The organism is uncultured Flavonifractor sp. (assembly GCF_944387675.1).
Classification (GTDB): domain Bacteria; phylum Bacillota; class Clostridia; order Oscillospirales; family Oscillospiraceae; genus Flavonifractor.
The window spans coordinates 1-26023 of the sequence record NZ_CALXFV010000020.1; the positions used below are offsets into that span (position 1 = coordinate 1).

Here is a 26023-nt window from a genome sequence, read left to right on the forward strand (position 1 = left end):
AGCCACGAGCTGCGCACCCCCATCGCCGTCATCCAGGGCTATGCCAATCTGCTGGACCGGTGGGGGAAGGACGACCCCGCCACCCGGCAGGAGGCCATCGACGCCATCCGGCAGGAGGCCGACTCCATGAAGGCGCTGGTGGAGCAGCTGCTCTTCCTGGCCCGGGGGGACAACGACTCCATGCAGGTCCGCTTTGAACCCTTTGATTTGACCGAGGTGGCGGGGGAGGTGCTGCGGGAGACCCAGATGATCGACCAGAGCCATAAATTTGCCGCCCGCTGGTCCCTGCCGGTGCCGGTATGGGCCGACCTGGGGCTGATGAAGCAGGCCCTGCGGGTGCTGGTGGACAACGCCATCAAATATACGCCCCCCGGCGGGCGTATTGCCATTTGGGCGGAGGGGGCGGACGGCCTGGCCCGCCTGTCGGTGGAGGACGAGGGCCAGGGAATCGGGCGGGAGAGCCTGCCCCACATCTTTGACCGGTTCTATCGCACCGACGAAAGCCGGGCCAGGCAGACCGGCGGCACCGGTCTGGGGCTGTCCATTGCCAAGTGGATTGCCGATCGCCACGGCGGCTGGTTTGAGGTCACCTCCTGGCCCGATGTGGGGACCCGGATCACGCTGGTGCTCCCCCTGGCCCCCATGGAAGAGGAAACTCCATAGGAGTCCATGACCCGGTTTGCCTCGCGGCCCATCCCGCATTGGGATGGGCCGCCCTCTTTTTCAAAATTGCAGGGAACTTTTTTGGAACACCTGCCGTCCAAGAGTACGCAAATCAAAAAGAATAAAGGAGAATCCCTTATGAACCATCGTTTTCTCGCTCTGGCCCTGGCCGGAACGCTTTCCCTGAGCCTGCTTACCGCCTGCGGCGGCGGCAACGGTACGGCTGAAACCCCCAGCGCTGGGGAGAGCACCCCGCCCGCCGTGGAGAGTACCCTCCCCGCCCCCGACTCCTCCGCCCCCGCCGTCCCAGAGTCCTCCGCTCCCGCGGAGGAGGAGAGCCAGGCGCCGGAGAGCACCCCCTCCTCCAAGCCCTCCCAGCAGCCCACGGAGAGTACCAAGCCCTCCGCCAATCCCACTCCCACTCCGGAGAGCAAGCCCCAGACCGACGTGGTGGCCTCCGTGTGGAACGACATCTCCAAGCTGGAGCTGCCCAGCCTGATGGAGCTGGATGACTCCATGCTCAGCAGCCTCTACGGCATCAGCGCGTCCGACATGGTGAGCTACAAGTGCTACATGCCCATGATGGCGGTCCATGCCACCGAGTTCCTTGTGGCCGAGGTGAAGGACGGCAAGATGGACACCGTGAAGGCGGGCATTGCCAAGCGGCAGGCCGACCTGGTGGCCCAGTGGTCCCAGTACCTGCCCGAGCAGCTGGAGCTGGTGGAGAACTACCAGCTGGTCACCAGCGGCAACTACATCCTGTTTGCCGTTTCCGAGCACGCTGATGAGGCGGTTTCCGCATTTAACACCTATACAAAGTAAGTTTTTGCGGGTATAATATGCCTGCTGCGACAATACCCGGCAGCGCTCCTGCCGGGTATTGTTCTGGAAGCATCCGAAAGAGAAGGTGAGAAGTTGGTCTTTTCCAGCCTGTATTTTCTGTTTCTCTATCTCCCCATCGTATTACTGGTCTATTATATTACCCCACTGAAATGGCGCAACCTGCTGCTGCTGGTGGCCAACCTGATTTTCTACGCCTGGGGCGAGCCGGTATGCATCCTCATCATGTTTCTCTCCATCGCCATCGACTACACCCACGGCATGCTGGTGGAGGCAAACAAGCGCAAGGGCAATGACCGGGGCGCCCGGCTGGCGGTGGCCTCGTCGGTGATCTTCAACCTGGCCCTGCTGTTCTTCTTCAAATACTGGGACTTTATTGCCGGCTCTCTGGAGGCCATTGGCCTCACCTTCATGCCCAAGCTGGGGCTGAGCCTGCCCATCGGCATCTCCTTCTACACCTTCCAGACCATGAGCTATACCATTGATGTGTACCGGGGGGATGCCAGGGTCCAGCGGAATATCATCAGCTTCGGCACCTTTGTCACCCTGTTCCCCCAGCTTATCGCCGGTCCCATCATCAAGTACAAGGATTTGGGAGACCAGATTGACTGCCGGAAGCACACCCCGGAGCTGTTTGCCTCCGGCGTGCAGGTCTTTGTGGTGGGCCTGGCCAAGAAGGTGCTGCTGGCCAACAACCTGGGCATGCTGTGGGACGTGTACAAGGCCCTGCCCACTGCGGAGCTTACCGTGGCGGGGGCCTGGCTGGGCGTGGCCGCCTTCTCCCTCCAGCTCTACTTCGATTTCTCCGGCTACTCCGATATGGCGGTGGGCCTGGGGCGGATGCTGGGCTTCGAGTTTATGCGCAACTTCAACTACCCCTATATTTCCAAGTCCATCACCGAGTTCTGGCGGCGGTGGCACATCTCCCTGGGTACCTGGTTCCGGGAGTATATGTATATCCCCCTGGGGGGCAACCGGGTATCGAAGCCCCGGCTGTTCTTCAACCTGCTCATCGTGTGGGCGGCCACCGGCATCTGGCACGGGGCCAGCTGGAACTTCCTCATCTGGGGACTGTATTTTGCCGCCCTGCTGATTCTGGAAAAGGCCTTCCTGGGCCGGGTGCTGGAGAGACTGCCCGCCCTTCTGCGCCACCTGTACACCCTGTTTTTCGTGCTGGTGAGCTGGGCCATCTTCGCCGTGGAGGACTTCGGCCACATGGGAACTTATCTGGCCGCCATGTTCGGTATGGCCTCCGGCGGGCTGGTCAACGATAACGTGGGGTATTATTTCATCTCGTATCTCCCCATGCTTCTCGTCGGAGCCGTGGCTTCCACCCCCCTGGCCGCCGGGGTGTGGAAAAAGCTGCCGGAGAAGCCCATGCGGGCGATACTGCCGGTGCTGCTGCTGGCGGGCCTGATCTTCTCCACCGCCTACCTGGTGGACGCCACCTATAACCCTTTCCTCTATTTCCGCTTCTGATTGGAGGTTCTGACATGTCGAAGAAGTACTGCATTTTTATCACTGCCCTGTTCTGTGCCTTCATCGGGGTATTCCTGGTGGCCAACGCCGTCTCCCCCGACCGGACCTTTTCCGAGATGGAAAACCGCAACCTGGAGCAGCGGCCCACCCCCTCCGTGAAGACCCTGCTCAGCGGAGAATTTATGAAGGATTTTGAAAGCTACACCACCGACCAGTTTGTGGTCCGGGACAGCTGGATCGGCCTGAAGTCCGCCACCGAGCGGGTGCTGGGCAAGCAGGAGAACAACGGGGTCTACTTCTGCGATGAGGACACCCTGATCACCCGGTTTGACCAGCCGGACAGCCAGAAAGTGGCCGATAACTTAACCAATGTGAACAAATTTGTGGAGAATGTGGACATTCCGGTGGCATTCTCCCTGATTCCCACCCAGGCCGCCATCTGGGCCGACCGGCTGCCGGAGGGGGCGCCCAACGCCAGCCAGAGCGACGTCCTGGCCCAGGCCCAGGCGGCGGTACCCGGCGCCCTCTGGGCTGATTTGTACGCCCCCCTGTGGGCGCACAAGGGGGAGGATATCTTCTACCGCACCGACCATCACTGGACCAGCCTGGGCGCTTACTACGGCTATGTGGGCCTGGCCCAGGCCCTGGGCTATGAGCCGGTGAGCCTGGACAGCTACACCGAGACCGTCCGCTCCACCGAGTTTTACGGCACCGTGTTCTCCTCCTCCGGCGTGCGGTGGGTGCGCCCCGACACCATCTCCACCTTTGTCCCCGATACCGGCATCACCGTCACCGAGCACTCCTACGACAATAAGGGCGATCCCATTGAAATTCCCCGCTCCCTGTATGTGGAGTCCTTCCTCAGTGTGAAAGACAAGTACTCCATGTTCCTGGGAGGCAACCAGTCCCTGGGCGTGGTCAAGACGCCCAACACCGACAAGCCCAAGCTGCTTATCATCCGGGACTCCTACGCCGACTCCCTGGTACCCTTCCTTACCCCTCATTTTTCCGAAATCCACCTGATTGACCTGCGCTACTATCATCTGTCCCTGCAAGACTATATTGCCCAGAACGACATTGACCAGGCTCTGGTGCTCTACAGTGTCCCCAACTTCGTCACCGACACCAACCTGCTCTGGATTGCCCGCTGAACACCGAAAAAGGGGTCCCTGCTCTCGCCGAGAGCAGGGACCCACCCTTGAAATAAGAACGCCGGCCTCCGCTGAATAGCGGAGGCCGGCGTTTTCCTTCCGTCTTATGTAGATTAGTCGCGCTGAGAATGACGGCTCATGGAGTGATTCATCTTGCCGACGACCAGCATCACCACCACGGTGGAGATAATGGCGATCAGCAGGCAGACGATCTGAGGCACGAAGTCGATGAGCAGACCGGTCAGCAGATAGTTGACAAAGGCGATGCCGGCCACGGTCATGGCATAGGGCAGCTGAGTGGAAACATGGTTCAGATGGTAGCACTGAGCGCCCGAGGATGCCATGATCGTGGTATCCGAAATAGGCGAGCAGTGGTCGCCGCAGACGGCGCCGCCCAGGGTGGCGCCCACGCCCACCATCAGGATGGGCACTTCGTTCAGGGCCTCAGCGGTCAGGTTGTCAAAGCCGCCGGGGGTAAACACGTCCAGCACAATGGGCAGCAGGATGCCGAAGGTGCCCCAAGAGGTACCGGTGGCGAAGCCCAGGCCGCAGGCAATCAGGAAGATAACAGCGGGCAGGAAATTCTCCAGGTGGCGCAGGTGCTGGTCCACGAAAGCAGCCACGAAGTCGGGGGCGCCCAGGCCGTACCGGGTCACACCGCTGATGGTCCAGGCAAAGCACAGGATCAGAATGGCGGGAACCATCTGCTTGAAGCCCTCAGGCAGGCAGTCCATCAGTTCGGTGAACTTCATGGAGCGGCGGCAGATGAAGTAGATGAAGTTGACGATCAGGGCGATGCCGGAGCCGAAGGGCAGGCCGAAGAAGGCGTCGGTGTTGGCGAACATATCCAGCAGAGTGGTGCCGCCGTTCAGGTAGCCGGCGTAGATCAGGCCGCCCACACAGCCGATGATCAGGATGATGACAGGAATGATCAGGTCGATGACCTTGCCGGCGGGGTTGAACTTCATCTCTTCCACACCGGCGAAGGGGCGCTCGGGGGTGGTGTAGAGGTCGCCCTTGGCGGCGTTGTCCTCGTGCTTCTTCATGGGGCCGTAGTCCACGTTCAGGCTGGTCATGATGATGATGAACACCATAGTCAGGACAGCGTAGTAGTTATAGGGGATGGCCCGCAGGAAGATCTGGAAGCCCAGCTCCTCGTTGTTGATGACGCCGGTAACGGCGGCAGCCCAGGAGGACACGGGCATCATGATACAAACGGGGGCGGCGGTAGCGTCGCACATATAGGACAGCTTGGCACGGGAAATGTGATGGCCGTCGGCGACGGGGCGCATCACGTTGCCGGTGGTCAGGTTGTTGAAGTAGTCGTCCACGCCCAGCACGATGGCCAGGATGAAGGTGGCCCACAGGGCGCCGGACTTGGTCTTGATGTGAGCAACAGCCCAATCGCCGTAGGCCTTGGAGCCGCCGGCCCGGATCATCAGGGCCACCATAGTGCCCAGCACCACCAGGAAGATCAGGATACCGGCGTTGCCGCCGATGTTGCCGCCCAGATCGGTGATGAACAGATTGAAGGCATTGACGGGATTAAAATCGGCCTGCAGCAGGAAGCCAATGATAATACCCAGGAACAGGGACGAATACACTTCCTTGGTGATCAGTGCCAGGACGATGGCCACCACAGGGGGCAGCAGGGACCAAACCGTTCCGAAGAACTGGCTCTTGGCTTCCTCGTCACCCTCTGCGAAGACCACCATGGTCATGATGCAGGCCAATGCGAACAGGACGAGCAGGAACTTGCCAAACCGTTTTGTACGTGGTGAGTTCATAATAACCCTCCCTTATAAATTGCGAATCCTAAAAGCCTCCCCAACCCAAGGATTCATTTCTAATATACACTATCATTCACAATTTGGCAATACTTTTTTGTCAAAATTAACAATTCCCGCGTCTCTTTACTGTGATGAATTTCACATGTTGAGCAAAAAGCCCTCATTTGCAAGGGCTTTTTGTACCCTTTCGAAACTTTTTTCGTCCCGGCAGCGGATGGTGTGAAGATGAATTCCGCCGGTGAGATCGGACAGGGGGCGGGCGCCGTGGGCCTCCACCCGCCGGATAAACTCCCCTACATCATATCGGCTGGCCACGCCCAATATGCCGGTGAGCTGACCGTAGACGGGATGCTCCACAATGACGTCCACCACCTCGCCCCCGGCGTCCACAATAGCGGTGAGCTCGGCCTCCATCTGCTCCGGTGAGTGGACGCAGGCCACGGTGTGTTCCACGCCGGCCGGAGGCCGGTCCAGCACATAGCCCCTGGGGGTGGCCAGGATTTCCATCCCGCCCGCCCGGAGCAGGGCAATGTCTCCCACGATGATCTGCCGGCTGACCGAGAACTGCCGGGCCAGAGCCGCCGCGCTCACCGGACCCCGGGCCGCCTCCAGGGCGCCGGCCACCGCCGCCCGGCGCCGGGCGCCGTTGTATTCGGACATGGAGTTCCCCCCTTTTTCTTTCTTGCGTCCAGTATACCAGCTCTCCCCACCGCTGTAAATCACCTTGCATTTTTCTCCGGCCAACAGTACAATAGGGGTGACATCGCCTTGTCTGGAGAGGAGCGTGGACTGCCGTCATGGAGCGTGAAGAGGCCTTTGAATTTTTGGACCGGACAGCCCGGGGCATTGCGGAGATGTTTGGCTCCACCTGTGAGACCCTGGTCCACGATATGGGAGACCCCAGCCACCCCATTCTCTCCATCTACAACGGCCACGTCTCCGGCCGGACGGTGGGTTCCACCCTGGACATTCTGGGAACCGCCCGGGAGCTGGATCAGGATGCGCTGATTACCGACTTTGTGAATTTATACGCCACCACCCCCTCCGGCCAGCAGGTCAAAAGCAGCACCTTCCATCTCATCGGGGAGGACTACAACCTGGCCCTGGGCATCAATTTCGACTACTCCTCCCTGGTGTACGCCAACCGGATCCTGGTGGACCTGATGAGCGCGGAGGCCGACCTCCAGAGTGCCATGTGGCACGGGGGCGGGGACAGGCAGCTGGACAGCCTGTTTGAGGAGTGCCTGACGGCGGTGGGCAAGCCGGTGAACGCCCTGAACAAACGGGACCGGATGAAGATCATTGCGCTGCTGGACCAGAAGAACGCCTTTTCCTTCCGCAAGTCGGTCCCCTTTGTGGCCAAGCGCCTCCAGGTATCCCGGTACACGGTGTACAAGTACCTGGGCGAGCTGGCGGGGGCCGCCGGAGAGGAGGAGGGCGGTCCGTCCGGCGAACAGACCCAAGAGTAAGGAGGAATGCTCCCATGGACAAGCAGCAGATTGACGCCTATTTTGACCATCCCCGCCGCCGGGCGGAACTGGTGGCCCACATCTCCCGGCTGGTACGCCTGCGCAGCGTTCGGGAGGAGGCCCGGCCCGGCATGCCCTTCGGCCCCGGCCCCGCCGCCGCCCTGGCGGAGGCGCTGAATCTGGCCGGCGAGCTGGGCTTCGCCGTCAAAAACTACGACAACTACGTGGGGACGGTGGACCTCAACGACAGGGAGACCGCCCTGCATATTCTGTGCCACCTGGACGTGGTGGGGGAGGGGACCGGCTGGACGGTGACGGAGCCCTACGCCCCCAAAGAGGTGGACGGGATGCTTTACGGTCGGGGTACCGACGATGACAAAGGTCCCGCCGTGGCCGCCCTGATGGCCATGCAGGCGGTGCGGGAGCTGGGGGTACCCCTGAAGCATAACGTCCGGCTCATCCTGGGGACCGACGAGGAGAGCGGTTCGGCGGATCTGGCCTACTACTACGCCCGTGAGCCCTACGCCCCCTACACCTTCTCTCCCGACGCCAATTTCCCCCTCATCAACATTGAAAAGGGCAGCTATAAGCCGGTCTTCACCAAGAGCTGGGAGGAGGAGACGGCTACTCCCCGGGTGAAGGAGCTCCACGGCGGTTTCCGTATCAACGTGGTACCGCCGGAGGCGGAGTGCGTGGTGGCCGGCCTGTCGGCCGACGCCGCCCGGCCCTTCTGTGATGCCGCCTCCGCCCGCACCGGCGCGGACTTCGAGCTGGCGGAGGAGGGGGAGGAGCTGCGCATCCTCTGCCACGGCAGGGGCGCCCACGCCTCTCTGCCGGAGGGAGGGTGCAACGCCGTCACCGCCCTGCTGGAGCTGCTGGGGGCGCTGCCGCTGGCCAAGGTGGGCTCCACCGCCGCCCTCCGCGCCCTGGGCGCCCTCTTCCCCCACGGGGATCTGGCGGGCAAGGCCCTGGGTATCGCCCAGGCCGACCAGATTTCCGGGGCGCTGACTCTGGCCTTCTCCCTGCTGGAGGTCACCCCCACCGGCCTGAGGGGGCAGTTTGACAGCCGGGTGCCTGTCTGCGCCGACGAGACCAACTGCAAGGCTGCGGCGGAGGCCGCCTTTGCCAGGTTCGGCTTTGCCCTGGAGGGGGAGATGCAGCCGCCCCACCACACCCCCGCCGACTCCCCCCTGGTGAAGACCCTGCTGCACTGTTACGAGCAGTACACCGGAAACCCGGGAGAGTGCCTGGCCATCGGCGGCGGCACCTATGTCCACGACATCCCCGGCGGCGTGGCCTTTGGCTGCGCCATGCCCGGATTTGAGGGTAACATGCACGGGGCGGATGAGCACGCCTGCATTGCCGACCTGCTCACCTCCGCCAAGATCTTTACCCAGGCCATCATCCAGCTGTGTTCCTGAGTCCGAGGGGGCGGACCTGTTGAAATCATGTGAGAGAGGATGACGAAGGATGAAGCGAATTGCCGCCATGCTGGCGCTGTCCCTGGTCCTGCTGTTACCCCTGTCCGCCTGCGGCGGAATGAATGAGGAGTACGCCATGTGTTACGTCCAGGGTACCCTGGACCAGAACTATCTGGGTACTGTGGAGGAGGACTTTCTGGAACTCATCGACACCTCGGAGGAGGAAGTGGCCCAGGCCTACGAGGAGAGCCTGTCCGCGGAGGCTCAGTTTTTCCTGAGCTCCTTTGTGGAAAGCCAACTGCCCACGGAGGTGGAGATGCGGCTGATAAATGAGCTGGTGGAGATGTACCGCCAGATTTATGCCCACTCCAGGTACACCGTGGACTCCGCAGCCAAGATGGAGAACTCCACCTTCAGCGTGAAGGTGACGGTGGAGCCAATCGATATCTTCCACCTGGTGGCCGACGCCATGGCCAACGGGGCCGCGGACGAACTCAACAGCAGCTATCCGGACCAGATGACCGACGAGGAGTACCTGGCCTATGAAGTGGACTGGGTGGAGCTGTTTATGGACGTAACCTATGAAAAGCTGCCTGAGCTGGGCTATCTGGAGGCGCAAAGCACCCTGGTCCAGGTGGTTTTGGGGGAGAAAAATTTCTGGAGCATCCCCAGCGACGATTTCTGGGCGCTGGATGCGCTGATCATCGACTACAATTTGTATTGACAAGCTGAGGCCCCCCGGCATAGCCGGGGGGCCTCAGCTTGTCGAATAAGCCTCGCAGAGTTCGCGCCCGCAGGCGCGCAGCGGCCTGCATCCTACTCGAAAAAGTGGCTCTGCCACTTTTTCGACAGCCGCGCCCCTCGGCTATGCCGGGGGGCCTATTTATGTAGGAAAAGATTATACCTCTTCCGCCTGGGGCCGCTGCTGGGCGGCGGACACCGCGTCCTCAATGGTGCGGCCCTCCGCCTGCTTGGCGTGGCGGTCCACATCCCCCTGGTTCTTGGGAGAACGGATAAGCTGGGCCGGACCCTGGACGCAGCCGCCCTCACAGGCCATGCCCTCAATAAAGTTGAAGTCCCCAATGCCTTTGGCCGCCTTCAGGAAGGCCAGCTTGCAGGCCTCCAGTCCGCTGCACGGCATGGGCTTGAGCTGGAAGCTGCTGCCCCGCTCCTCCAGAGCCTCCTTCACAGCGGCGGCCACGCCGCCGCTGCGGGCAAAGGACCGGCCGAAGCCGCTGGCCTGGTCCAGCTCGGCGTCCTCCAGCTTGGACACGTCAATGCCCTTGGCCTCAAACATGGCGTACAGCTCCTCAAAGGTCAGGGCGCTGTCCACCGCCCGCATGGTCTTGCCCAGCTTGACCTCCTTCTTCTTGGCCACGCAGGGGCCGATGAAGATCACCTTGGCGGAGGGGTCTATCCGCTTGATGTGGCGCCCGGCCATTACCATGGGGGAGGGAGTGCTGGAAATCAGATGGGCCTGGTCGGGGAAGTTCTTCTCCACAAAGTCCACGAAGGCCGGGCAGCAGGAGGAGGCCAGCATTCCCTTCTCCTCCAGCTCTTCCGCCTCGTTTTTGGCGGTCATGTCGGCGCCCAGGGCCACCTCGATCACGTCATGGAAACCCAGCATCTTCAACCCGGTAACCACCTGGCCCAAATCGGCGGGGGCAAACTGCCCGGCAATGGAGGGCGCCACCGCCGCATATACCCGGAAGCCCCACTTCTCCGCGCCCTGGAGCATCTGGATGGCATCCACAATAAAGGACTTGTCCATAATGGCGCCGAAAGGACACTGATAGACGCAGGCACCGCAGGAGGTACACTTGGCCGGATCAATAAAGGCCTTCTTGTCCTCCCCCATGGAGATGGCGCCCGCCTTACAGCTGCGCTCGCAAGGGCGGGTCTTCTTCTCAATGGCGCCGTAGGGGCAGGCGGCCACACACTTGCCGCAGGTGATGCACTTTTTGTGATCGATGTGGGCCTTCCGGTCCACCACGGTAATGGCATCCTTGGGGCAGGCGTGGACGCAGCGGGTGGCGATACACCCGCGGCAGGAGGGTCCCACGGTGATTTCCGTCACCGGACACTCGTCACAGGCGATGTCCAGCACCTCCACCAGGTTGGGATTGGTCCGGTCCCCGCCCATGGCCACCTTCACCCGCTGGCTGATAATGGCCCGCTCCTTGTAAATGCAGCAGCGCATCTTGGCCTCCGGGCCGGGAATAATCTCCTCGGGGATATCCAGAATCCCGGTCTGAAGATCGTCCGCCCAGGCCAGCCTGGCCACAGCGCGGAGCACATCGTTTTTCAGTTCCTGCACATGTGTCTCAAATACCCGCATGTCAGTCGCTCCCTTTCTCAACGCCAACTCATTTTGTTAATCATTTCACAAGTCGATGATACCCGTTTCCCACGGCTCCTGTCAACTGCAATTATTCCTTTTCTTGCCGGATTTTGCAAGTGTTTTTCTGAAAACCATAAAGTTTATACCCTACCGTCTGCTGAAGTATGGTATACTGCATAGGAAAAGCGTGGGAAAGGGGTGTCCGCAATGGCGGAAAACAGGCTGTCCGGCCTGCCTAAAATGGATCTGCTGCTGGCCCGGGGAGAGCTGGCGGGCTGCGCCCTGCCCTATTCTCTGGTGCGCCGGGCGGCCAGACAGGCGCTGGAGGAGGCTAGGCAGGTTCTTCTGGCGGACCCGGAGGCCAGGGCGCCGGGGGCGGGACACCTGGCTGGCCGGGCGCTGGAGCTGGCCCAGGCCATGGCCCGCCCCGGATTGAGGCGGGTGGTCAACGCCACCGGCGTTCCCCTGCACACCAACCTGGGCCGGGCGCCCCTCTCCCCCCGGGCGGCGGAGGCGGCGCTCCAGGCGGCGGGCTACTGCAACCTGGAGTACGACCTGGACCGGGGTACCCGGGGGAGCCGCACCGGCCGGGTGGAGGATTTGCTGCGCACCCTCACCGGGGCGGAAGAGGCCTTTGTGGTCAACAACAACGCCGCGGCGGTGCTGCTGATGCTCTCTGTCCTCACCCCCGGTCTGGGGGTGGCCATCTCCCGTGGGGAGCTGGTGGAGATCGGCGGGGCCTTCCGGGTACCGGACATTATGGCCCGCAGCGGGGCCAGGCTGGTGGAGGTGGGAACCACCAACAAAACCCGGCTGGGCGACTACGCCGCCGCCCTGGATACCGGGGCGGCCCAGGCCCTGCTGAAGGTTCATCCCAGCAACTTCAAGGTGGTGGGCTTTACCCAGGCGGCGGCGCTGGCGGAGCTGGGGGTACTGGCCCGGGAGCGGCAGGTACCGCTGCTGTGCGATTTGGGTAGCGGCGCCCTAGCCGCCGGTCCCTTCCCCGGGGAACCCGCGGTGGAGGAGGCCGTCCACTGGGCGGATGTGGTGTGCTTCTCCGGGGACAAGCTGCTGGGCGGACCTCAGGCGGGTATCCTGCTGGGCAGAGGGGCGGCCGTCCGACGGCTGAAAAGGGACCCCCTGGCCCGGGCGCTGCGGCTGGACAAGCTGTCGCTGGCCGCCCTGGAGGCTACCTTAATGGACTGGCGGGACGGGGTGCTCCCCCCGGCGGCGGCCATGCTGGGAGCGGAGGGGGAGCACCTGCGCAAGATGGCGGAAGTGCTGGCCGCCCGGCTGGCTCCCCTGTGTCCCGGGGGCCGCGCCTGCCAAGCGGTGGAAAGTCCGGGGGAGGCGGGAGGCGGCTCCATGCCCGGGGTGTCCCTTCCCGGCTGGGCGGTGGCCCTCACCCCGGCGGAGGAGCTGGAGCGCTTTTTCCGGGGGTGGGAGACCCCCGTTATCGGCCGCATCCACAGGGGGCGGCTGCTGCTGGACGTGCGCACCCTGCTGCCGGGGGACGGGGACATCATCGCCGCCGCCCTGGCCCAATGGAAGGGGGAGACCCCATGATCCTGGGTACTGCCGGCCACGTGGACCACGGTAAAACCGCCCTGGTGAAGGCCCTTACCGGGGTGGACACCGACCGGTTGGCGGAGGAGCGCCGCCGGGGCCTTACCATCGAGCTGGGCTTTGCCCCCCTTGCCCTTCCGGGCGGGGGGCGGCTGAGTGTGGTGGATGTGCCGGGCCATGAGAAGTTTATCCCCACCATGCTCTCCGGCTGCGCGGGGATGGATCTGGTGCTCCTTGCCGTTGCCGCCGATCAGGGACCCATGCCCCAGACCAGGGAGCACCTGGCCATTTTATCCCTGCTGGGGGTGCGGGGAGGGGTGGTGGCCCTCACCCGGGCGGATCTGGGGGAGCGGCCGGGGGTGGGGGAACAGGTGGCCGCCCTGGTGAAAGGGACCTTCCTGGAGAATGCCCCGGTGCTCCCGGTCTCCGCCGTCACGGGGCGGGGCCTGCCCGAGCTGCTGGCGGCCATTGAGACCCAGGCCGCCGCCCTGCCTCCGGCCCCCGCTGCCGGCAGCCCCAGGCTCCACCTGGACCGGGTCTTTTCCGTGGCCGGCAGCGGCACGGTGGTCACCGGTACCCTCACCGGCGGGGCGCTGGCCCGCGGCATGGTGCTGCGGCTGTGGCCGGGGGAGAAAACCGCCAGGGTCCGGGGCCTGGAGTGCCACGGGGTCCCGGCGGAAGCCCTGTCCCCCGGCACCCGGGCGGCGGTGAATCTGGCGGGCGTGGGCGCGGAGGAGGCGGAGCGGGGCATGACTTTGGCCCCGCCTGGCGCGCTGGAGCTTACCGACCAGGTGGATGTGTCCCTCACCCTGCCGCCGGACGCCCCCTACCCGGTGAAGAACAACTGCCGGCTCCATCTCCACCACGGCGCCCGGGCTCTGGTGTGCCGGTGCGTGCTACTGGGGCGGGATGTACTGGAGCCGGGGGAGACCGGCTTTGCCCAGCTGCGGCTGGAGGCGCCCCTGGCCGCCCTGGAGGGGGACCGGTTTGTGGTGCGCTTCTTTTCCCCTCTGGCCACGCTGGGGGGCGGCGTGATTCTGGAGACCCATCCCCCCCGCAGGGGGCGGATGGACGGGGCGCGGCTGGAGGGACTGGCCGTCCGGGCCTCCGGCGACCCCGCCGCCATTGCCGCCCGGCGGCTGGCGGAGGCGGGGGCCGCCCCCCTCCGGCCCAGGGACCCTGCGCCCTACCGGGCCATCGGGGCGCCGGAGGGGGAGGGATGGTTTCTCTCTCCCGCCGCCCTGGCCGGCTACCGGAGCAGAGGGCTGGCCCTGCAACAGCAGGGATTGAGCCGCCCCGCCGTCCGGGACCGGCTCTTTCCCGGCCTGCCCCGGGGGGCGGCGGAGGCCCTCCTGGCCCGACTGGAGCTGCCTGCCCCCGCCCCGGCCCGCCACCCCCTGGCGGGGGAGCTGGAGGCCTTTTACCGCCGGGCGGGACTGTGTCCCCCGGCAGACCGGGCGGTGGAGGGGGCCTTCCCCGGTCGGGAGACGGAGGTGAAGGCCGCACGGCGGGCGCTCACCGACTGCGGTACCTTGGCGGTGGTGTGCAAGGGCTTCCGCATCCATGCCGCCTGCCTGGCGGAAGGGCTGGAGAGGCTGCGGCGGCGGTTTGGTACAAATGTCTTTATCCTGGCCCAGGCCAGGGATGCGCTGGGAGTGTCCCGGAGGTACGCCCTCATGCTGCTGGAATACTGGGACAGGTCCGGCGTGACACAACAGCTTGGGGAGGGCCGCAGCCTGCGGTGACCTCCCCCCATATGGGGGCGGAAGGGTATCTGGTGAGCCCCGCGGTCTTCAAAACCGTTGGGGACGGCGTTCCCGTCCCGGTGTGTTCGATTCGCACCCGCCCTCGCCATACTGCAAAAAAGGAGGAGTTATATGGATTTTCAGCAGACAGACGGCCGGATTTGGCTCAACGATTCGGAGGGCCGCCTGGTGGCGGAGATCACCTTCCCCCAGGTGCGCCGGGGGGTGGCCAACATCGATCACACCTTTGTGGACCCCTCCCTCCGGGGCCAGGGGGCGGCGGGCAAGCTGGTACAGGCCGCCGCCGACCAGCTCCGCCGGCGGGGGATGAAGGCGGTGCTCACCTGTTCCTACGCCAAAAAGTGGTTTGGAGAGCACCCGGAGCAGGGCGACCTGCTGGCCGACGGCTGAGCCGTATCGGGCATAAAAAACGGGGCCGCCGCAGAGTGGAAACATTCTGCGGCGGCCCCGTTATGATTCAGGGTTCCAGTACCTGTGTCACCGCCTGGCACAGGGGGGCGTTCTCCTGAGTGAGGAGGAGGACCCGATACTCCGCGCCGGCGCTGTCACTCAAGTCCAGCAGCTGGAGACCGGCCTGGTCCACCTGCACCAGCGCGGCCTGAGTCATCCGGCCGTCCTCATAGCGGGCCGCAACCAGCAAGGGCCGCTCCTCCGCCACCACGGTATCGTCAACCCGGATGGTCACCACCGCCTTGCCCTCCTCCGTGGCAATCAGCTCCAGCTCCTGCCCGGTGGAAGGGGCGGGCTGCCGCATCATCCACTGGAGAATTTGCTGCGGGTCGGCGGCGGCATCGGGACGCCGGGCAATCATGGCGGTCTCCTCCGGAGTGAGCAGTCCGTTCCCCTCCAGATAGATGAGGGCCAGCTCCAGGTCACGGACGGAGACGTCTCCGCTGACAATCCGGCACATGATCACCGCCACCATGCCATAGGTGACGGGGACGTTGGGGGCAAACCGGGTCTGGGACACTCCCTCCAGCAGCCCCGCCTCCACCAGGGCGGCGATGCTCGCCCGCTGGCTGTCGGTACAGCTGCCCAAATCCACGAAGCCGGGGTCCTGGGCGGGCGGGAACTGGATAAACTGGCACAGCAGCTCCGCCGCCTCCACCCGGGTGATCAGCCGGGAGAGCCACAGCTCCAGGGTCTCGTAGTCCATCAGGCGGTTTAAATCAAAGCTGCCGTCCACCCCGTCGGCCTCGGTGAGCACCCCCAGGGCGGTGAGATAGTCAAAGGCTGGCTTCAGGTTGGTGGGTACGTTGTTGAAGAGCTGGTCGGGTGTGCCGTCGGCCTCTCCCCGTCCGGCGGCCCGCCACAGCAGCACCACCGCCTCCGCCCGGCTCAAGTTGCCCTGGGGGAGGAAGATGCCTTCGCTCAGCCCGTCCAGGATGTAGGCCGAGTACAGCGCCCCGATGGCCGTCCGCTGGGCGTCGGTGCAGGGGTCCGGCTCCCCATCCGCCGCCGGTCGGATATCGGGGAAGTTCTCCGTCCGGGGCTCCTCCCCCTCCGGAGGAAGGGGCGCGGGGCGGAATTTCTCATACAGCAGCCGGGCAAACTCCGCCCGGGTGAGGGCATCTCCGGGCATGGGGCCGGAGGAGTCCTCCACCGTCAGCAGGTATACCTCCCCGTCCTTGATGGCGTAGGCCGTGCCGTTTTCAAAGACGCTGATATCGTCGTACACCAGGGGGACCACCTCCCGGCGGTCCCGATTCACGATGCCGTACCGCATCTGTCCGCCGGTCAAAAGGCCCACGGTAAACAAATCGTCCCCGGCGCCGAAGGCGTCGTCATAGATGATGGGGAGCACCACCATGCCGGTGGTGTCAATGTAGCCGTACTTGCCCTCGTCGTTGACGATGTAGGCGTAGCCGTTGGAGAAGGCGGAGGCGGCGCTGTACCGGAAGCCGCCGGAGAAGGCGTCGTCCCCGTTGGTGTCAATGTACTTCCAGCGGCCTCCCAGGTTGGTGCCGAAGGGCAAATCCTCCACCGCTCCGGCGGGGGCGATATATTCCTGCACCGCCGCCAGCCCGTCGGAGAAGGCGGTGGCGCTGTAATACTGGGGCGTGACCACCACGTTGCCCTCCAGGTCCATGTAGCCGCAGTAGGGGCCGCCGAAGCAGGACATCTGATAGCTGTTCTGCTGGTAGGCCTCACTCTCCTCCGTCAGCCCCCGGGCCTCGTCAATGTGCTCCTGGACGCCGGAGCCGGTGAACAGCCACATCAGGCCGTCGCCATAGCCCCCCACGTCGCCGAAGTAGTTGGTCTCCCAGTTCTGGTTGGCAAAGGCGTTGGGATCGCCGCTGACGCCGATGGACAGGTTAAAGCCGTCGGGCAGGGTGAGCAGGACGTTGCCCGCCTGGTCGATGACCTCCCGGCGGACCACCTGGTTCCAGCCGTCCTGGGACACCACGGTAAGGGCTACCCCGTAGCCGTTGCGGAAGGTGAGGTGGGCATAGCTCTCCTCCAGCACCCGCTCCCCCTCCAGGTTGAACAGGGTATAGGTCTGGGCGCTCTCCAGGCCGTTGACAAACACCCCGTCGTAGAGGTGGTAGGAGCAGGGGAAGGCCCCGTAGTCAAAGACCAGCTCCCCGTCCGGCCCCATCAGGGCGAAGGTGGGGGCGCCGTCCACCCAGCGGGTGAGGCTGCCGTAGCCCTCGGTGAGGAAGACGCTGTCGGCCTGGATGCCGGTGGGAGTGGCCGTCACGGCGGGGAGCTCGCCGGTCCCCACGGCGAACAGGTCCAGGTTGCCCAGCTCCCCTTCGCTCTCATACCGGCCCAGGGCCTCCTGGGACCAGGGGACCAGGAATACCGGACCCAGGCCCAGCACGCCCGTCCCCTCCGCCGGGTCTCCCCCGCCGGGGAGCAGGGCGCCCAGCCGGGTAAAGACCTCCTCAATGGAGTAGACCGTGCCGGCCTGGGCCACGCCGTCCTGGCCGAAGTCGTAGTTTGCCTCCAGGAAGAAGCCGTCGGTAAAATCCTCGGTGCCGCCCATGGTCTCCTCCACCCGGACGGTGGCGCCCGGATGGTAGAAGATGGCGTAGGGCCGCCGCTCGGTCTCGGTGGCCTGGACCACGATCATCCGGTCCACCTGGGTCAGAGTCATTTCATATCTCCGGCCCTCCCAGGTAAATTCGACGTTGACCTCCTCCATAGGCTCCCCGCTCTCCGCCGCCAGGGCCGCGGCGGGCAGCAGAGACAGCAGCAGCAGGGCGGCCAGCAGGGCGGCCAGCCATCGTTTCCTCTGTTTCACCAGTCACTCCTCCTTCGTTTCCGGGGAGAGCGGAAAATCGCCCCCGTTTCTTCACCGTCATTATTACAAAACAGGAAAAGAAAGTCAACACCCCCAGCCCCTGTCCACAGGAAACGGGGGGCGCGCCCCGAAAGGCGCGCCCCCTGTCTGTTAGTATCCGTTTACCAGGGCGTCCAGCACCCGGGCGGCCACGCTGCCCGCCACGTCGGAGCCGGAGCCGCCGTTTTCCACCAGCACCACAAAGGCGTAAGGAGCGTCCTCATTGCGCAAAAATCCGGCGAACCAGGCGTGGGGCGCTTTGCCGCCTCCCACCTCGGCGGTGCCGCTCTTGGCGCACAGGTCCATGTTGGGAAACCGGTCGGCGCCGTAGGTGTCGGTGACGTTTTTGGCCATCATGTCCGCCATGGTCTCGGCGGTACCGGCGCTGATAAGGTCCTTGGTGTGACTGGTCAGCTCAGGCAGGGAGGGCAGGCCCAGGGGATGGACCGTCTTGAGCACCAGCCGGGGTACCGCTGTCTTGCCCCCCTGGGCAATGGCCCCCATATACACCATAAGGGCGCAGGGATTGGCCAGATCACTGCCCTGACCCACTCCCGCCCAGCCCAATTGACCGGCGGTGCCGGAGAAGTCAAAGCTGCCGGCGGCGGTATTCAGGCCGCTGACGCTGTAAGAGGACGTCAGTCCCGCTTTTTCCGTATACTGCGCCATCACATCCGGTCCCAGCTCCGCCGCCAGTTGGGCGAACACCCCGTTGCAGGAGTTGGCCAGGGCCTGGGAGATGTCCTGCTCCCCGTGGGCGTGGGGGCAGGTGATGCTCTCGCCCCCCACCACCGTGGCGCCGGTGCAGGTCCAGGTGCGGGTAAACAGGTCGGGAATGGTTTCAATGGCGGCGGCCAGGGTCACCGTCTTGTATACCGAACCGGGGGGAAAGGTGCCGGAGAGAAAGCGGTTGAGGTATACCCCCTTATAGGCTGGGTTGTCCTCCACATCCTCCGGGGGATAGAGCGGGTCGTAGGTGGGGCAGGAGAGCATGCACAGCACCTCCCCCGTCTCATAATTATACACCCCCACCGTCCCCTTCTTCCCGCCCAGGGCCTGGTAGGCGATGTAGTTGAGCCGGGCGTCAATGGTGAGGTACAAATCGTTGCCCGCCCCCAGGGGGGAGTAGGCCCCGGTGAGCAGATTGTAGCCGGAGAGCTTGTCGGCAAAGGCCACCAGGGCTCCGGTGCCGATTTTCCCCTGGGCGTCCCCCACGGCGTGGAGGGTGGCCTTGCGGACGGTCTCTCCGTCGTAATACCTCCGGGTTCCGTTCTCATCCACCCAGGAGAGTACGTCCCCGTCCCGGTCCAGCACCCGGCCCACCGCCAGCTGGCCCTGGCTGTTGTACAGGTGCCGGTTGGCGGAGAAGGAGGCCCACCGGCTGCCGTAGCGCACAAAACGGAATACAAACAGGCCCGTTCCCGCCAGCAGGGCGGCGGCCAGCAGCAGGCAGAGGAGGGTGCGTTTTTCAATCTTCTTCATCTTCCGCCTCCCATTCTTCCGTCCGCCTGGGGGCCAGTTCCGCGCCTCTGTCCGTCTCCCGCCGGGCGGATAGACGGATGGCAAAGCTGGCTCCGGGCCGGGTGTCGGTGGCTTTCAGGTAGGCCAGCAGGCCCCAGGAGGAGATCATGGCGGTGCCGCCGTTGGACACAAAGGGGAAGGTGACCCCGGTGAGGGGGAGCAAATCCACCGCCCCGAACACGTTGAGGCAGGTCTGAAACACCATCATGGAGGTGGCGGCGCAGGCGGCGATGATGTAGAAGCTGCTCCGCCCCGCCCGGCTGGAGCGCACGGCGAACACCGCCAGGGTGAGCACCGCCAGCACCGCCAGCACGGCGATGATGAGTCCCCACTCCTCGCACAGCATGCCGAACACCAAATCGGTGTCCCCCGCAGCCACGTTGTGGAGCCAGCCCTCCCCTGGCCCCACCCCCACCAGGCCGCCGGAGGCGGCGGCGGACATGGTGCGGGTCTGCTGGTAACCGCTGCCCACCGAGGCGTTCTGCCAGGCGTGGCCCCAGGTGGCAAAGCGGCTGAGGATATAGGGCTTCACCGACAGGATGGTGAGCACGGCAAACACCCCGCCGCCGCAGATGAGGGCCAGGGTGGCCCAGTCCCCGGAGCGGAGGTAGGCGATGACCAGGAAGGTGACAAAGAAGATGGCGGCGGTGCCGAAGTCGCTCATATAGGCCAGGCAGGCCAGGCACACCCCGGTGAGGAGGATGAACAGCCCCAGGTTCCGCTTGCGGAACAGCCGGTCCAGGGTGGCGGAGCCGGCAAAAATGTAGCAGATTTTCGCCAGCTCCGAGGGCTGGACGGAGACGCCGGCAATGGAGAGCCAGTTGGCCGCGCCGTACTTGGCCTCGGTCAGTCCGGCGGCATAGAGCACCACCGTCAGGCTGAGCAGGGCGATGGCTCCGCCCGCCATGAGCCAGCGGATGTGCCGGGTGCGCTCTAAGTCCCGCAGGAAGAGGCCCAGCACCAGAAAGAGGATAAGCCCCAGCACCACGCAGAAAAACTGCTTGAGCAGCGCCCCGGTATTGGAAGAGCAGGTGACGCACAGGGAGAGGGTGGACAGGAAAAAGGCGATGGTCTCCATCTCAAAGCCCACCCGCCGGACGGCCCGGAGTACCAGGAAGTAGAGCCACATCACGCCCGTGAGCAGCAGGAAGGTGAGAGGAATCACGGCTGTGGCCCCCTCCCCCTCGCTGATGGTGAGTTGGAGAGCGGCCAGCACCTGGAACACCGTCAGCAGCACCAGCCCCAGCCAGGGGGACACCGGCCGGGACCGGCGGCGGCTCTCCCGCCGCTTGGCCTTCTCCTCCGGGGAGAGGGGGAGCAGCACCGTCTCCACGCCGCCCAGGGCGAGCACGTCCCCGTAGCGAACCGGCGCGGCGGCGTCAATTTCCTTGCCGTTGACGCTCACGCCTCCCTTGGAGTCCAAATCGTAGGCCATCCAGGTGTCGTCCTCCCCGCGGATGAGGGCGGCATGCTGCCGGGACACCACGGGGTAGTTCAAAATCACGTCGGAGTTGCCTCCCCGTCCCAGAATATTCTCCCAATGGGTCAGGGGCTCCTGAGCGCCGTTGGGCAGGGTGAGGTAGGCCCACACCTCCGGCAGGCAGGGTACCGTCAGCAGGGAGCGGATGGTGCGGATGAGGATGAGCAGGGCCAGCAGGGGAAACACAAAGCGGACGATGGAGGTAAACCAGGCGCAGGCCACCTGATGCTCCCCCATCCAGAGGATGAGTCCGTCCATTCTCCCCCTCACCTCCTTTCTTTCTGGAGCAGTATAGCACAATTTGAGGGGATAAAAAAGCGGGAGGCCGTCATCCTCCCGTTTTTTAAAAAATTCTTCACATTTTCCACCCCTTGCACACAGCCGGGGAACAAGGGTATAATAGGCACAGAAAAGGGGGTATTACAATGCCGCAGATCATTGATGCCAAGGGAAAACCCTGTCCCACCCCGGTGCTGATGGCCAAGGGGGCCATGGCCCAGGGGGCGGACGCGTTCACCGTCCTGGTGGACAACCCCACCGCTGTGGAAAACCTGAAGCGCCTGGCGGACAACCAGGGCTTTTCCGCCGCCGTACGGGAGGGAAACGGGACCTATGCCCTGGATTTTGTCAAAACCGGGAGTTGCGACGCCTGTGAGGCGGCCATCCAGTCGCCCCTGCCCGCCCCGGGGACGGACTGGGCGGTGTTTGTGGGCCGGGACATCATCGGGGACGGGGACCGGGAGCTGGGGACCAACCTGATGCGGATGTTCTTCTACACCCTGACCCAGGGGGAGGACAAGCCGGGGGCGGTGCTGTTTATGAACGCCGGGGTGCGCCTGCCCACCTTGGACGGGCAGGTGGTGGAGCATCTGAAAGCGCTGGCGGAGGCCGGGGTGGAAATTCAGGTGTGCGGCACCTGCCTGAATTTTTATGGTCTGTCCGACCGGCTCCAGGTGGGTACGGTGAGCAACATGTACGACATTGTCACCCGGATGCAGCGGGCCGGAAAGGTCCTCAGCCTGTGATGGACTACGGCCTGATTACCTTTGCCTCCACCCACGGGGCCATCTCCGCCCAGAAGGCCCTGGAGCCGGTGGCGGCCGTGCGGGTGATGCCGGTGCTGCGGGAGATCTCCCTGGGCTGCGGCATGGCCCTGCGCTTTCCGCCTCAGGCGCTGGAGACGGTACAGCGGACGCTGGCGGGGTCGGAGCTGAGGCCGGGAGAGTACGCCCTGTATGCCATAACCGGCAGCGGCCCCGCCCTGCGGGCGGAGCCGCTGCCGGCTCATAAGGGATGACCGCCTGGCTGCCCGCGACTATATGATCCAGCCGATGAGGATGGACAGGGCGAACGCGATGAGGGCGGGCATGAAGTTCTCCCAGCGGGCGGGCTGTTCAAAGAGCGCCTTGAGCAGCAGTACCACCCCCGCCACCCGCAGCAGCCAGGGCAGCAGGGCCATCAGCACCAGAAAGGGCAGGCCCACAAGAAGCAAGACCACCGGGATAACAATCACGGCGGCGGCACAGATCAGGCACAGGCTCAGCAGCGTCATCATAGGTTCTTTCCTCCTTTGTTGGTCCCAGTGTATCATGCCTATGTGAAACAGCCGTAAAAGGAGTCTTAAAATTTGCTAAAAAATCCGTGGCCGGCTGAGTGCCGGTCACGGATTTTTTTGTGTGTTTAGCGGAAATAGGCCGCGCCGCTCTCAAAGAGGGGCTGGTACTTGTTTCCAGGGAGATTTACCGCCACGTAGTCTCCCCGCCGCTCGGAGTGGCCCATTTTGCCGAACACCCGGCCGTCGGGGGAGAAGATGCCCTCAATGGCACACAGGGAGCCGTTGGGGTTCACCTCTATATCCATGGCGGGGACCCCGTTTTGGTCCACATACTGGGTGGCCACCTGGCCGCGGGCAATCAGCTCCTCCAGCAGGGACTGGGGGGCCACAAACCGGCCCTCTCCGTGGGAGATGGGGATGGTGTGGAGGTCGCCCACGCTGGACTTGAGCATCCAGGGGGAATGGACCGAAGCCACCCGGGTGGTGACATACCGGCTCTGGTGGCGTCCGATGGTGTTGTAGGTCAGGGTGGGGCAGTTCCCATCCATGTCCCGGATCTCTCCATAGGGTACCAGTCCCAGCTTGACCAGGGCCTGGAAGCCGTTGCAGATGCCCAGCATCAGCCCGTCCCGGTTTTTCAGCAAATCGTGGACGGCGTCGGTAATTCTGGGGTTGCGGAAGAAGGAGCAGATGAACTTGGCCGAGCCGTCCGGCTCGTCTCCGCCGGAAAAGCCGCCGGGAAGGAAGACGATCTGGGCCTTGCGGATGGCCCCCTCCAGCTCCGCCGTGGACTGGAGCAGGTCGTCGGCGGTGAGGTTGCGGATATTCACCGTCTCGGCGTCCATACCCGCCCGGAGGCAGGCCTTCACCGAGTCGTACTCGCAGTTGGTGCCGGGGAACACGGGGATAACCACCCGGGGCCGGGCGATTTTGCTCTTGCACACCGCCGGGGAACGCTTGTCCCAGGAAATGGGGGCCACGTCTCCCTGCTGGCCGGTGCGGGCGGGGTATACGTCCTCCAGCACCGCCTCGTTGAGGGAGAGCAGCTCGTCGATGGGTGCGGTGTCCGCCCCGAAGGTGAGCACCGGCTGGTCGGTGGTATGGCCCGCCAGCACGGCCCCCTCCACCGGCCCGTCGCACTCGGCCAGAATCATGCCCTGGCAGGCGGGACCCATAAAGCCCTCCTCCAGAGTAAAGCCGATGCCGTTGCCGAAGGACATCTGTATGGCGGCCTCCTTGATTCCGCCGGGTTCCAGCACCCGGGCGGCCTTCACCCGGCCGGCCAGGCACAGGGCATGGAAGGCCTCCCAGGCCTTTTTCTGCCCGGCGAAGTCCCCCAGGTGAGGTACGCCGAAGAGGTAGACCGGGTGATCCGGCTCCTTAAACTCGGGGGAGCACACCTGCTCGGCCCTGGCGGGGGCAATGGCAAAGGAGATGAGCGTGGGAGGGACATCCAGATCCAGGAAGGAACCGGACATGGAGTCCTTACCGCCGATAGCGGCGCAGCCCAGGCCGATCTGGGCGTCCATAGCCCCCAGCAGGGCCTGGAAGGGCTTGCCCCAGCGCAGGGGGTCCTCCCGCAGCTTCTCAAAGAACTCCTGGAGGGTAAGGTAGACCTTCCGGTAGTCGCCGCCGGCGGCCACCACCTTGGCCACCGAGGTAACCACCGCCTGCACCGCCCCGTAATAGGGGTCCCGGCTCAGCTGCTTGGGGTCGCAGCCCCAGGCCATGATGGAGGCCTGGTCGGTCTCCTGGCAGGGCTCCACAGGGAAGAGGGCGGCCATGGCCTGGGCAGGGGTGCGCTGGGTTTTGCCGCCGAAGGGCATCAGCACGCTGCCCGCCCCGATGGAGCCGTCAAACCGCTCGGTAAGACCCCGACGGGAGGCGTAATCCAGCTCCGCCGCCAGCTCCCGCAGGCTTGCCTCGGCCCAGACCTGGGGGCCGGGCCGCTGGGGAACCTTCACCGCGGCGTGCTTCACCGCGCCGTTGGTATTGAGAAAGGCCCGGGACAGGTCGGCAATCACCTTGCCCCGCCAGGTCATTACCATCCGAGGGCTCTTGGTGACGGTAGCCACCTGGTAGGCCTCCAGATTTTCTGCGGCGGCCATGTGGATGAGGGTCTGGGCGTCCTCAGGGGCCACCACCACCGCCATCCGCTCCTGGGACTCGGAGATGGCGATCTCGGTGCCGTCCAGACCGTCGTATTTTTTGCGCACCGCGTCCAGGTCAATGGAAAGACCGTCGGCCAGCTCCCCGATGGCCACGCTGACGCCGCCGGCGCCAAAGTCGTTGCACCGCTTGATGAGCCGGGTGACGTTGGGGTTGCGGAAGAGCCGCTGGAGCTTGCGCTCCTCCGGGGCGTTGCCCTTCTGCACCTCGCTGGCCATGGTATCCAGGCTCTTGAGGTTGTGGCTCTTGGAGGAGCCGGTGGCTCCCCCGATGCCGTCCCGGCCGGTGCGGCCCCCCAGCAGAATGACCACATCTCCCGGGGCGGGGACCTCCCGGCGGACATGGTCGGCGGGGGCGGCACCCACCACCGCGCCGCACTCCAGGTGCTTGGCAAGATAGCCCTCATGGTACAGCTCGGCCACGTGGCCGGTGGCCAGGCCGATCTGGTTGCCGTAGGAGGAGTAGCCCGCCGCGGCGGTCTGGGCAATCTTCCGCTGGGGCAGTTTGCCTGCCAGCGTCTGGTCCACCGGGGTGCGGGGGTCGCCGCAGCCGGTAAGGCGCATGGCCTGGTGGACGTACACCCGGCCGGAGAGGGGATCTCGAATGCAGCCGCCGATGCAGGTGGCGGCGCCACCGAAGGGTTCGATCTCCGTGGGGTGGTTGTGGGTCTCATTTTTAAACATCAGCAGCCAGTCCTGCTCCTTGCCGTTCACCACCGCCGGGACGTGGATGGAGCAGGCGTTGATCTCCTCGCTCTCGTCCAGCTCGGGCAGCTCTCCCCGTTTTTTCAGCACTTTGGTGGCGATGGTAGCCAGGTCCATCAAGGTCTGGGGCCGCTTGGCGGCTTTTTCCGCCCCATACACCTGGTCCCGGGCGGACAGGTAGCGGAGATAAGCACCATTTACGGTGGGGTCCTGAATGTCCACCCGGTCCAGATGGGTGGAGAAGGTGGTGTGGCGGCAGTGGTCGGACCAGTAGGTGTCCACCACCCGCACCTCGGTGAGGGTGGGGTCCCGCCCCTCCTCATCCTTAAAATAGCGCTGGAGGAAGGTCAGATCCGCCAGATCCATGGCCAGACCGTACTGCTCCAGCAGAGCGGCAAGCCCCGCCTGATCCAGCGCCCGGAACCCGGTCAGTACCGGCACGTCCGCCGGCTCGGGGTAGCGCTGGATCAGAGTGTCCGGCTTGTCCAGGGAGGCTTGGCGGCTCTCCACCGGGTTGATGAGGTAGCCCTTGGCCTTGCTCAGGTCGGCGTCGGACAGCTCTCCCGCCAGCAGGTAGAGGGTGGCGGTACGGACGGCGGGCCGCTCCCCGCCGGTGAGCATCTGGATGCACTGGGCGCAGGAGTCCGCCCGCTGGTCGTACTGGCCGGGCAGGGCCTCCACCGCCAGGGCCTGATAGCCCTGGGGCAGTTCAAAGACCTCGTCAGTGATGGCGTCCACCTGGGGCTCGGACAGGACGGTGGTGCGGGCGGCCTCATAGGTCCCCTGGTCCACACCCTCCACGTCATACAGATCGGAAGAGCA

Annotated in this window: 20 protein-coding genes and 1 tRNA gene; 13 read left to right on the plus strand and 8 right to left on the minus strand. The window is 64.6% G+C overall.

The window, feature by feature from the left end; translation table 11 throughout:
* From Q0J74_RS03485 to Q0J74_RS03500, 4 genes are all read left to right on the plus strand, one after another.
* On the plus strand, positions 1-663 hold a 663-nt coding region (locus Q0J74_RS03485; protein WP_297210655.1), incomplete at its 5' end, for a sensor histidine kinase.
* A 138-nt stretch (positions 664-801) separates the two neighbouring features.
* Positions 802-1485 carry a DUF4358 domain-containing protein gene (locus Q0J74_RS03490; protein ID WP_297210660.1) on the plus strand — a complete coding sequence of 228 codons (684 nt, stop codon included), beginning with the start codon at positions 802-804 and terminating at the stop codon, positions 1483-1485.
* A gap of 93 nt (positions 1486-1578) precedes the next feature.
* Positions 1579-2982 (plus strand): MBOAT family O-acyltransferase, encoded by a 1404-nt coding sequence (locus Q0J74_RS03495; RefSeq protein ID WP_297210663.1) that lies wholly within the window; start codon positions 1579-1581, stop codon positions 2980-2982.
* Positions 2983-2996: 14 nt separating this feature from the next.
* The gene (locus Q0J74_RS03500; protein WP_297210666.1) at positions 2997-4133 is read left to right on the plus strand and encodes a DHHW family protein; all 1137 of its coding nucleotides are present in this window, start codon (positions 2997-2999) and stop codon (positions 4131-4133) included.
* Positions 4134-4246: 113 nt separating this feature from the next.
* Here the strand turns inward: Q0J74_RS03500 and Q0J74_RS03505 are convergent, their stop codons facing one another.
* A complete protein-coding gene (locus Q0J74_RS03505; RefSeq protein WP_297210669.1) occupies positions 4247-5920 on the minus strand; it encodes a Na+/H+ antiporter NhaC family protein in 1674 nt (557 codons plus the stop codon).
* A gap of 141 nt (positions 5921-6061) precedes the next feature.
* The gene (locus Q0J74_RS03510; RefSeq protein WP_297210672.1) at positions 6062-6583 is read right to left on the minus strand and encodes a transcription repressor NadR; all 522 of its coding nucleotides are present in this window, start codon (positions 6581-6583) and stop codon (positions 6062-6064) included.
* A 137-nt stretch (positions 6584-6720) separates the two neighbouring features.
* Between Q0J74_RS03510 and Q0J74_RS03515 the strand changes: the two genes are divergently transcribed.
* From Q0J74_RS03515 to Q0J74_RS03525, 3 genes are read left to right on the plus strand one after another with little or no spacing between them, the layout of a single operon-like run.
* Positions 6721-7392, plus strand: coding sequence for a helix-turn-helix transcriptional regulator (locus tag Q0J74_RS03515; protein ID WP_297210674.1), 672 nt, complete (start codon positions 6721-6723; stop codon positions 7390-7392).
* A 14-nt stretch (positions 7393-7406) separates the two neighbouring features.
* On the plus strand, positions 7407-8813 hold the full coding sequence (locus Q0J74_RS03520; protein WP_297210677.1) for a Sapep family Mn(2+)-dependent dipeptidase: 1407 nt from the start codon (positions 7407-7409) through the stop codon (positions 8811-8813).
* Positions 8814-8862: 49 nt separating this feature from the next.
* On the plus strand, positions 8863-9537 hold the full coding sequence (locus Q0J74_RS03525; protein ID WP_297210680.1) for a hypothetical protein: 675 nt from the start codon (positions 8863-8865) through the stop codon (positions 9535-9537).
* Between the two features lie 174 nt (positions 9538-9711).
* Here the strand turns inward: Q0J74_RS03525 and Q0J74_RS03530 are convergent, their stop codons facing one another.
* Positions 9712-11151: a 4Fe-4S dicluster domain-containing protein gene (locus Q0J74_RS03530; RefSeq protein WP_297210683.1), complete on the minus strand. Its 1440-nt coding sequence runs from the start codon at positions 11149-11151 to the stop codon at positions 9712-9714.
* 210 nt (positions 11152-11361) lie between these two features.
* Here Q0J74_RS03530 and selA point away from each other — a divergent pair, with 210 nt between their 5' ends.
* From selA to Q0J74_RS03550, 4 genes are all read left to right on the plus strand, one after another.
* Positions 11362-12720, plus strand: a complete 1359-nt coding sequence (selA, locus tag Q0J74_RS03535; RefSeq protein ID WP_297210686.1) for an L-seryl-tRNA(Sec) selenium transferase — start codon at positions 11362-11364, stop codon at positions 12718-12720.
* The gene (selB, locus tag Q0J74_RS03540) at positions 12717-14465 is read left to right on the plus strand and encodes a selenocysteine-specific translation elongation factor (RefSeq protein WP_297210689.1); all 1749 of its coding nucleotides are present in this window, start codon (positions 12717-12719) and stop codon (positions 14463-14465) included. The genes selA and selB overlap by 4 nt, the downstream gene beginning before the upstream one ends.
* Before the next feature lie 13 nt (positions 14466-14478).
* Positions 14479-14574: transfer RNA gene (locus Q0J74_RS03545), tRNA-Sec, on the plus strand.
* Positions 14575-14597: 23 nt separating this feature from the next.
* A complete protein-coding gene (locus Q0J74_RS03550; protein ID WP_297210691.1) occupies positions 14598-14876 on the plus strand; it encodes a GNAT family N-acetyltransferase in 279 nt (92 codons plus the stop codon).
* Positions 14877-14943: 67 nt separating this feature from the next.
* Here the strand turns inward: Q0J74_RS03550 and Q0J74_RS03555 are convergent, their stop codons facing one another.
* The 3 genes from Q0J74_RS03555 to Q0J74_RS03565 all read right to left on the minus strand — a co-directional run bounded on the left by Q0J74_RS03555 (position 14944) and on the right by Q0J74_RS03565 (position 21031).
* Positions 14944-17733, minus strand: coding sequence for a WG repeat-containing protein (locus Q0J74_RS03555; RefSeq protein WP_297210693.1), 2790 nt, complete (start codon positions 17731-17733; stop codon positions 14944-14946).
* A 150-nt stretch (positions 17734-17883) separates the two neighbouring features.
* On the minus strand, positions 17884-19254 hold the full coding sequence (locus Q0J74_RS03560) for a penicillin-binding transpeptidase domain-containing protein (protein WP_297210696.1): 1371 nt from the start codon (positions 19252-19254) through the stop codon (positions 17884-17886).
* The gene (locus Q0J74_RS03565; RefSeq protein ID WP_297210699.1) at positions 19241-21031 is read right to left on the minus strand and encodes an FtsW/RodA/SpoVE family cell cycle protein; all 1791 of its coding nucleotides are present in this window, start codon (positions 21029-21031) and stop codon (positions 19241-19243) included. Before Q0J74_RS03565 ends, Q0J74_RS03560 begins: the two co-directional genes overlap by 14 nt.
* A gap of 167 nt (positions 21032-21198) precedes the next feature.
* On the opposite strand from Q0J74_RS03565, the gene yedF reads away from it, so the two are divergent.
* Together yedF and Q0J74_RS03575 are read left to right on the plus strand one after the other, a co-directional pair.
* Positions 21199-21798, plus strand: coding sequence for a sulfurtransferase-like selenium metabolism protein YedF (gene yedF / locus Q0J74_RS03570; RefSeq protein WP_297210701.1), 600 nt, complete (start codon positions 21199-21201; stop codon positions 21796-21798).
* Positions 21798-22070, plus strand: a complete 273-nt coding sequence (locus Q0J74_RS03575; protein ID WP_297210709.1) for a DUF3343 domain-containing protein — start codon at positions 21798-21800, stop codon at positions 22068-22070. The genes yedF and Q0J74_RS03575 overlap by 1 nt, the downstream gene beginning before the upstream one ends.
* Positions 22071-22088: 18 nt before the next feature.
* Here Q0J74_RS03575 and Q0J74_RS03580 read toward each other — a convergent pair whose 3' ends face one another.
* Both Q0J74_RS03580 and Q0J74_RS03585 read right to left on the minus strand, forming a co-directional pair.
* Entirely contained in the window at positions 22089-22328 is a 240-nt protein-coding gene (locus Q0J74_RS03580) for a phage-shock protein (protein WP_297210703.1), read from the minus strand.
* 125 nt (positions 22329-22453) lie between these two features.
* On the minus strand, positions 22454-26023 hold a 3570-nt coding region (locus Q0J74_RS03585; protein ID WP_297210706.1), incomplete at its 5' end, for a phosphoribosylformylglycinamidine synthase.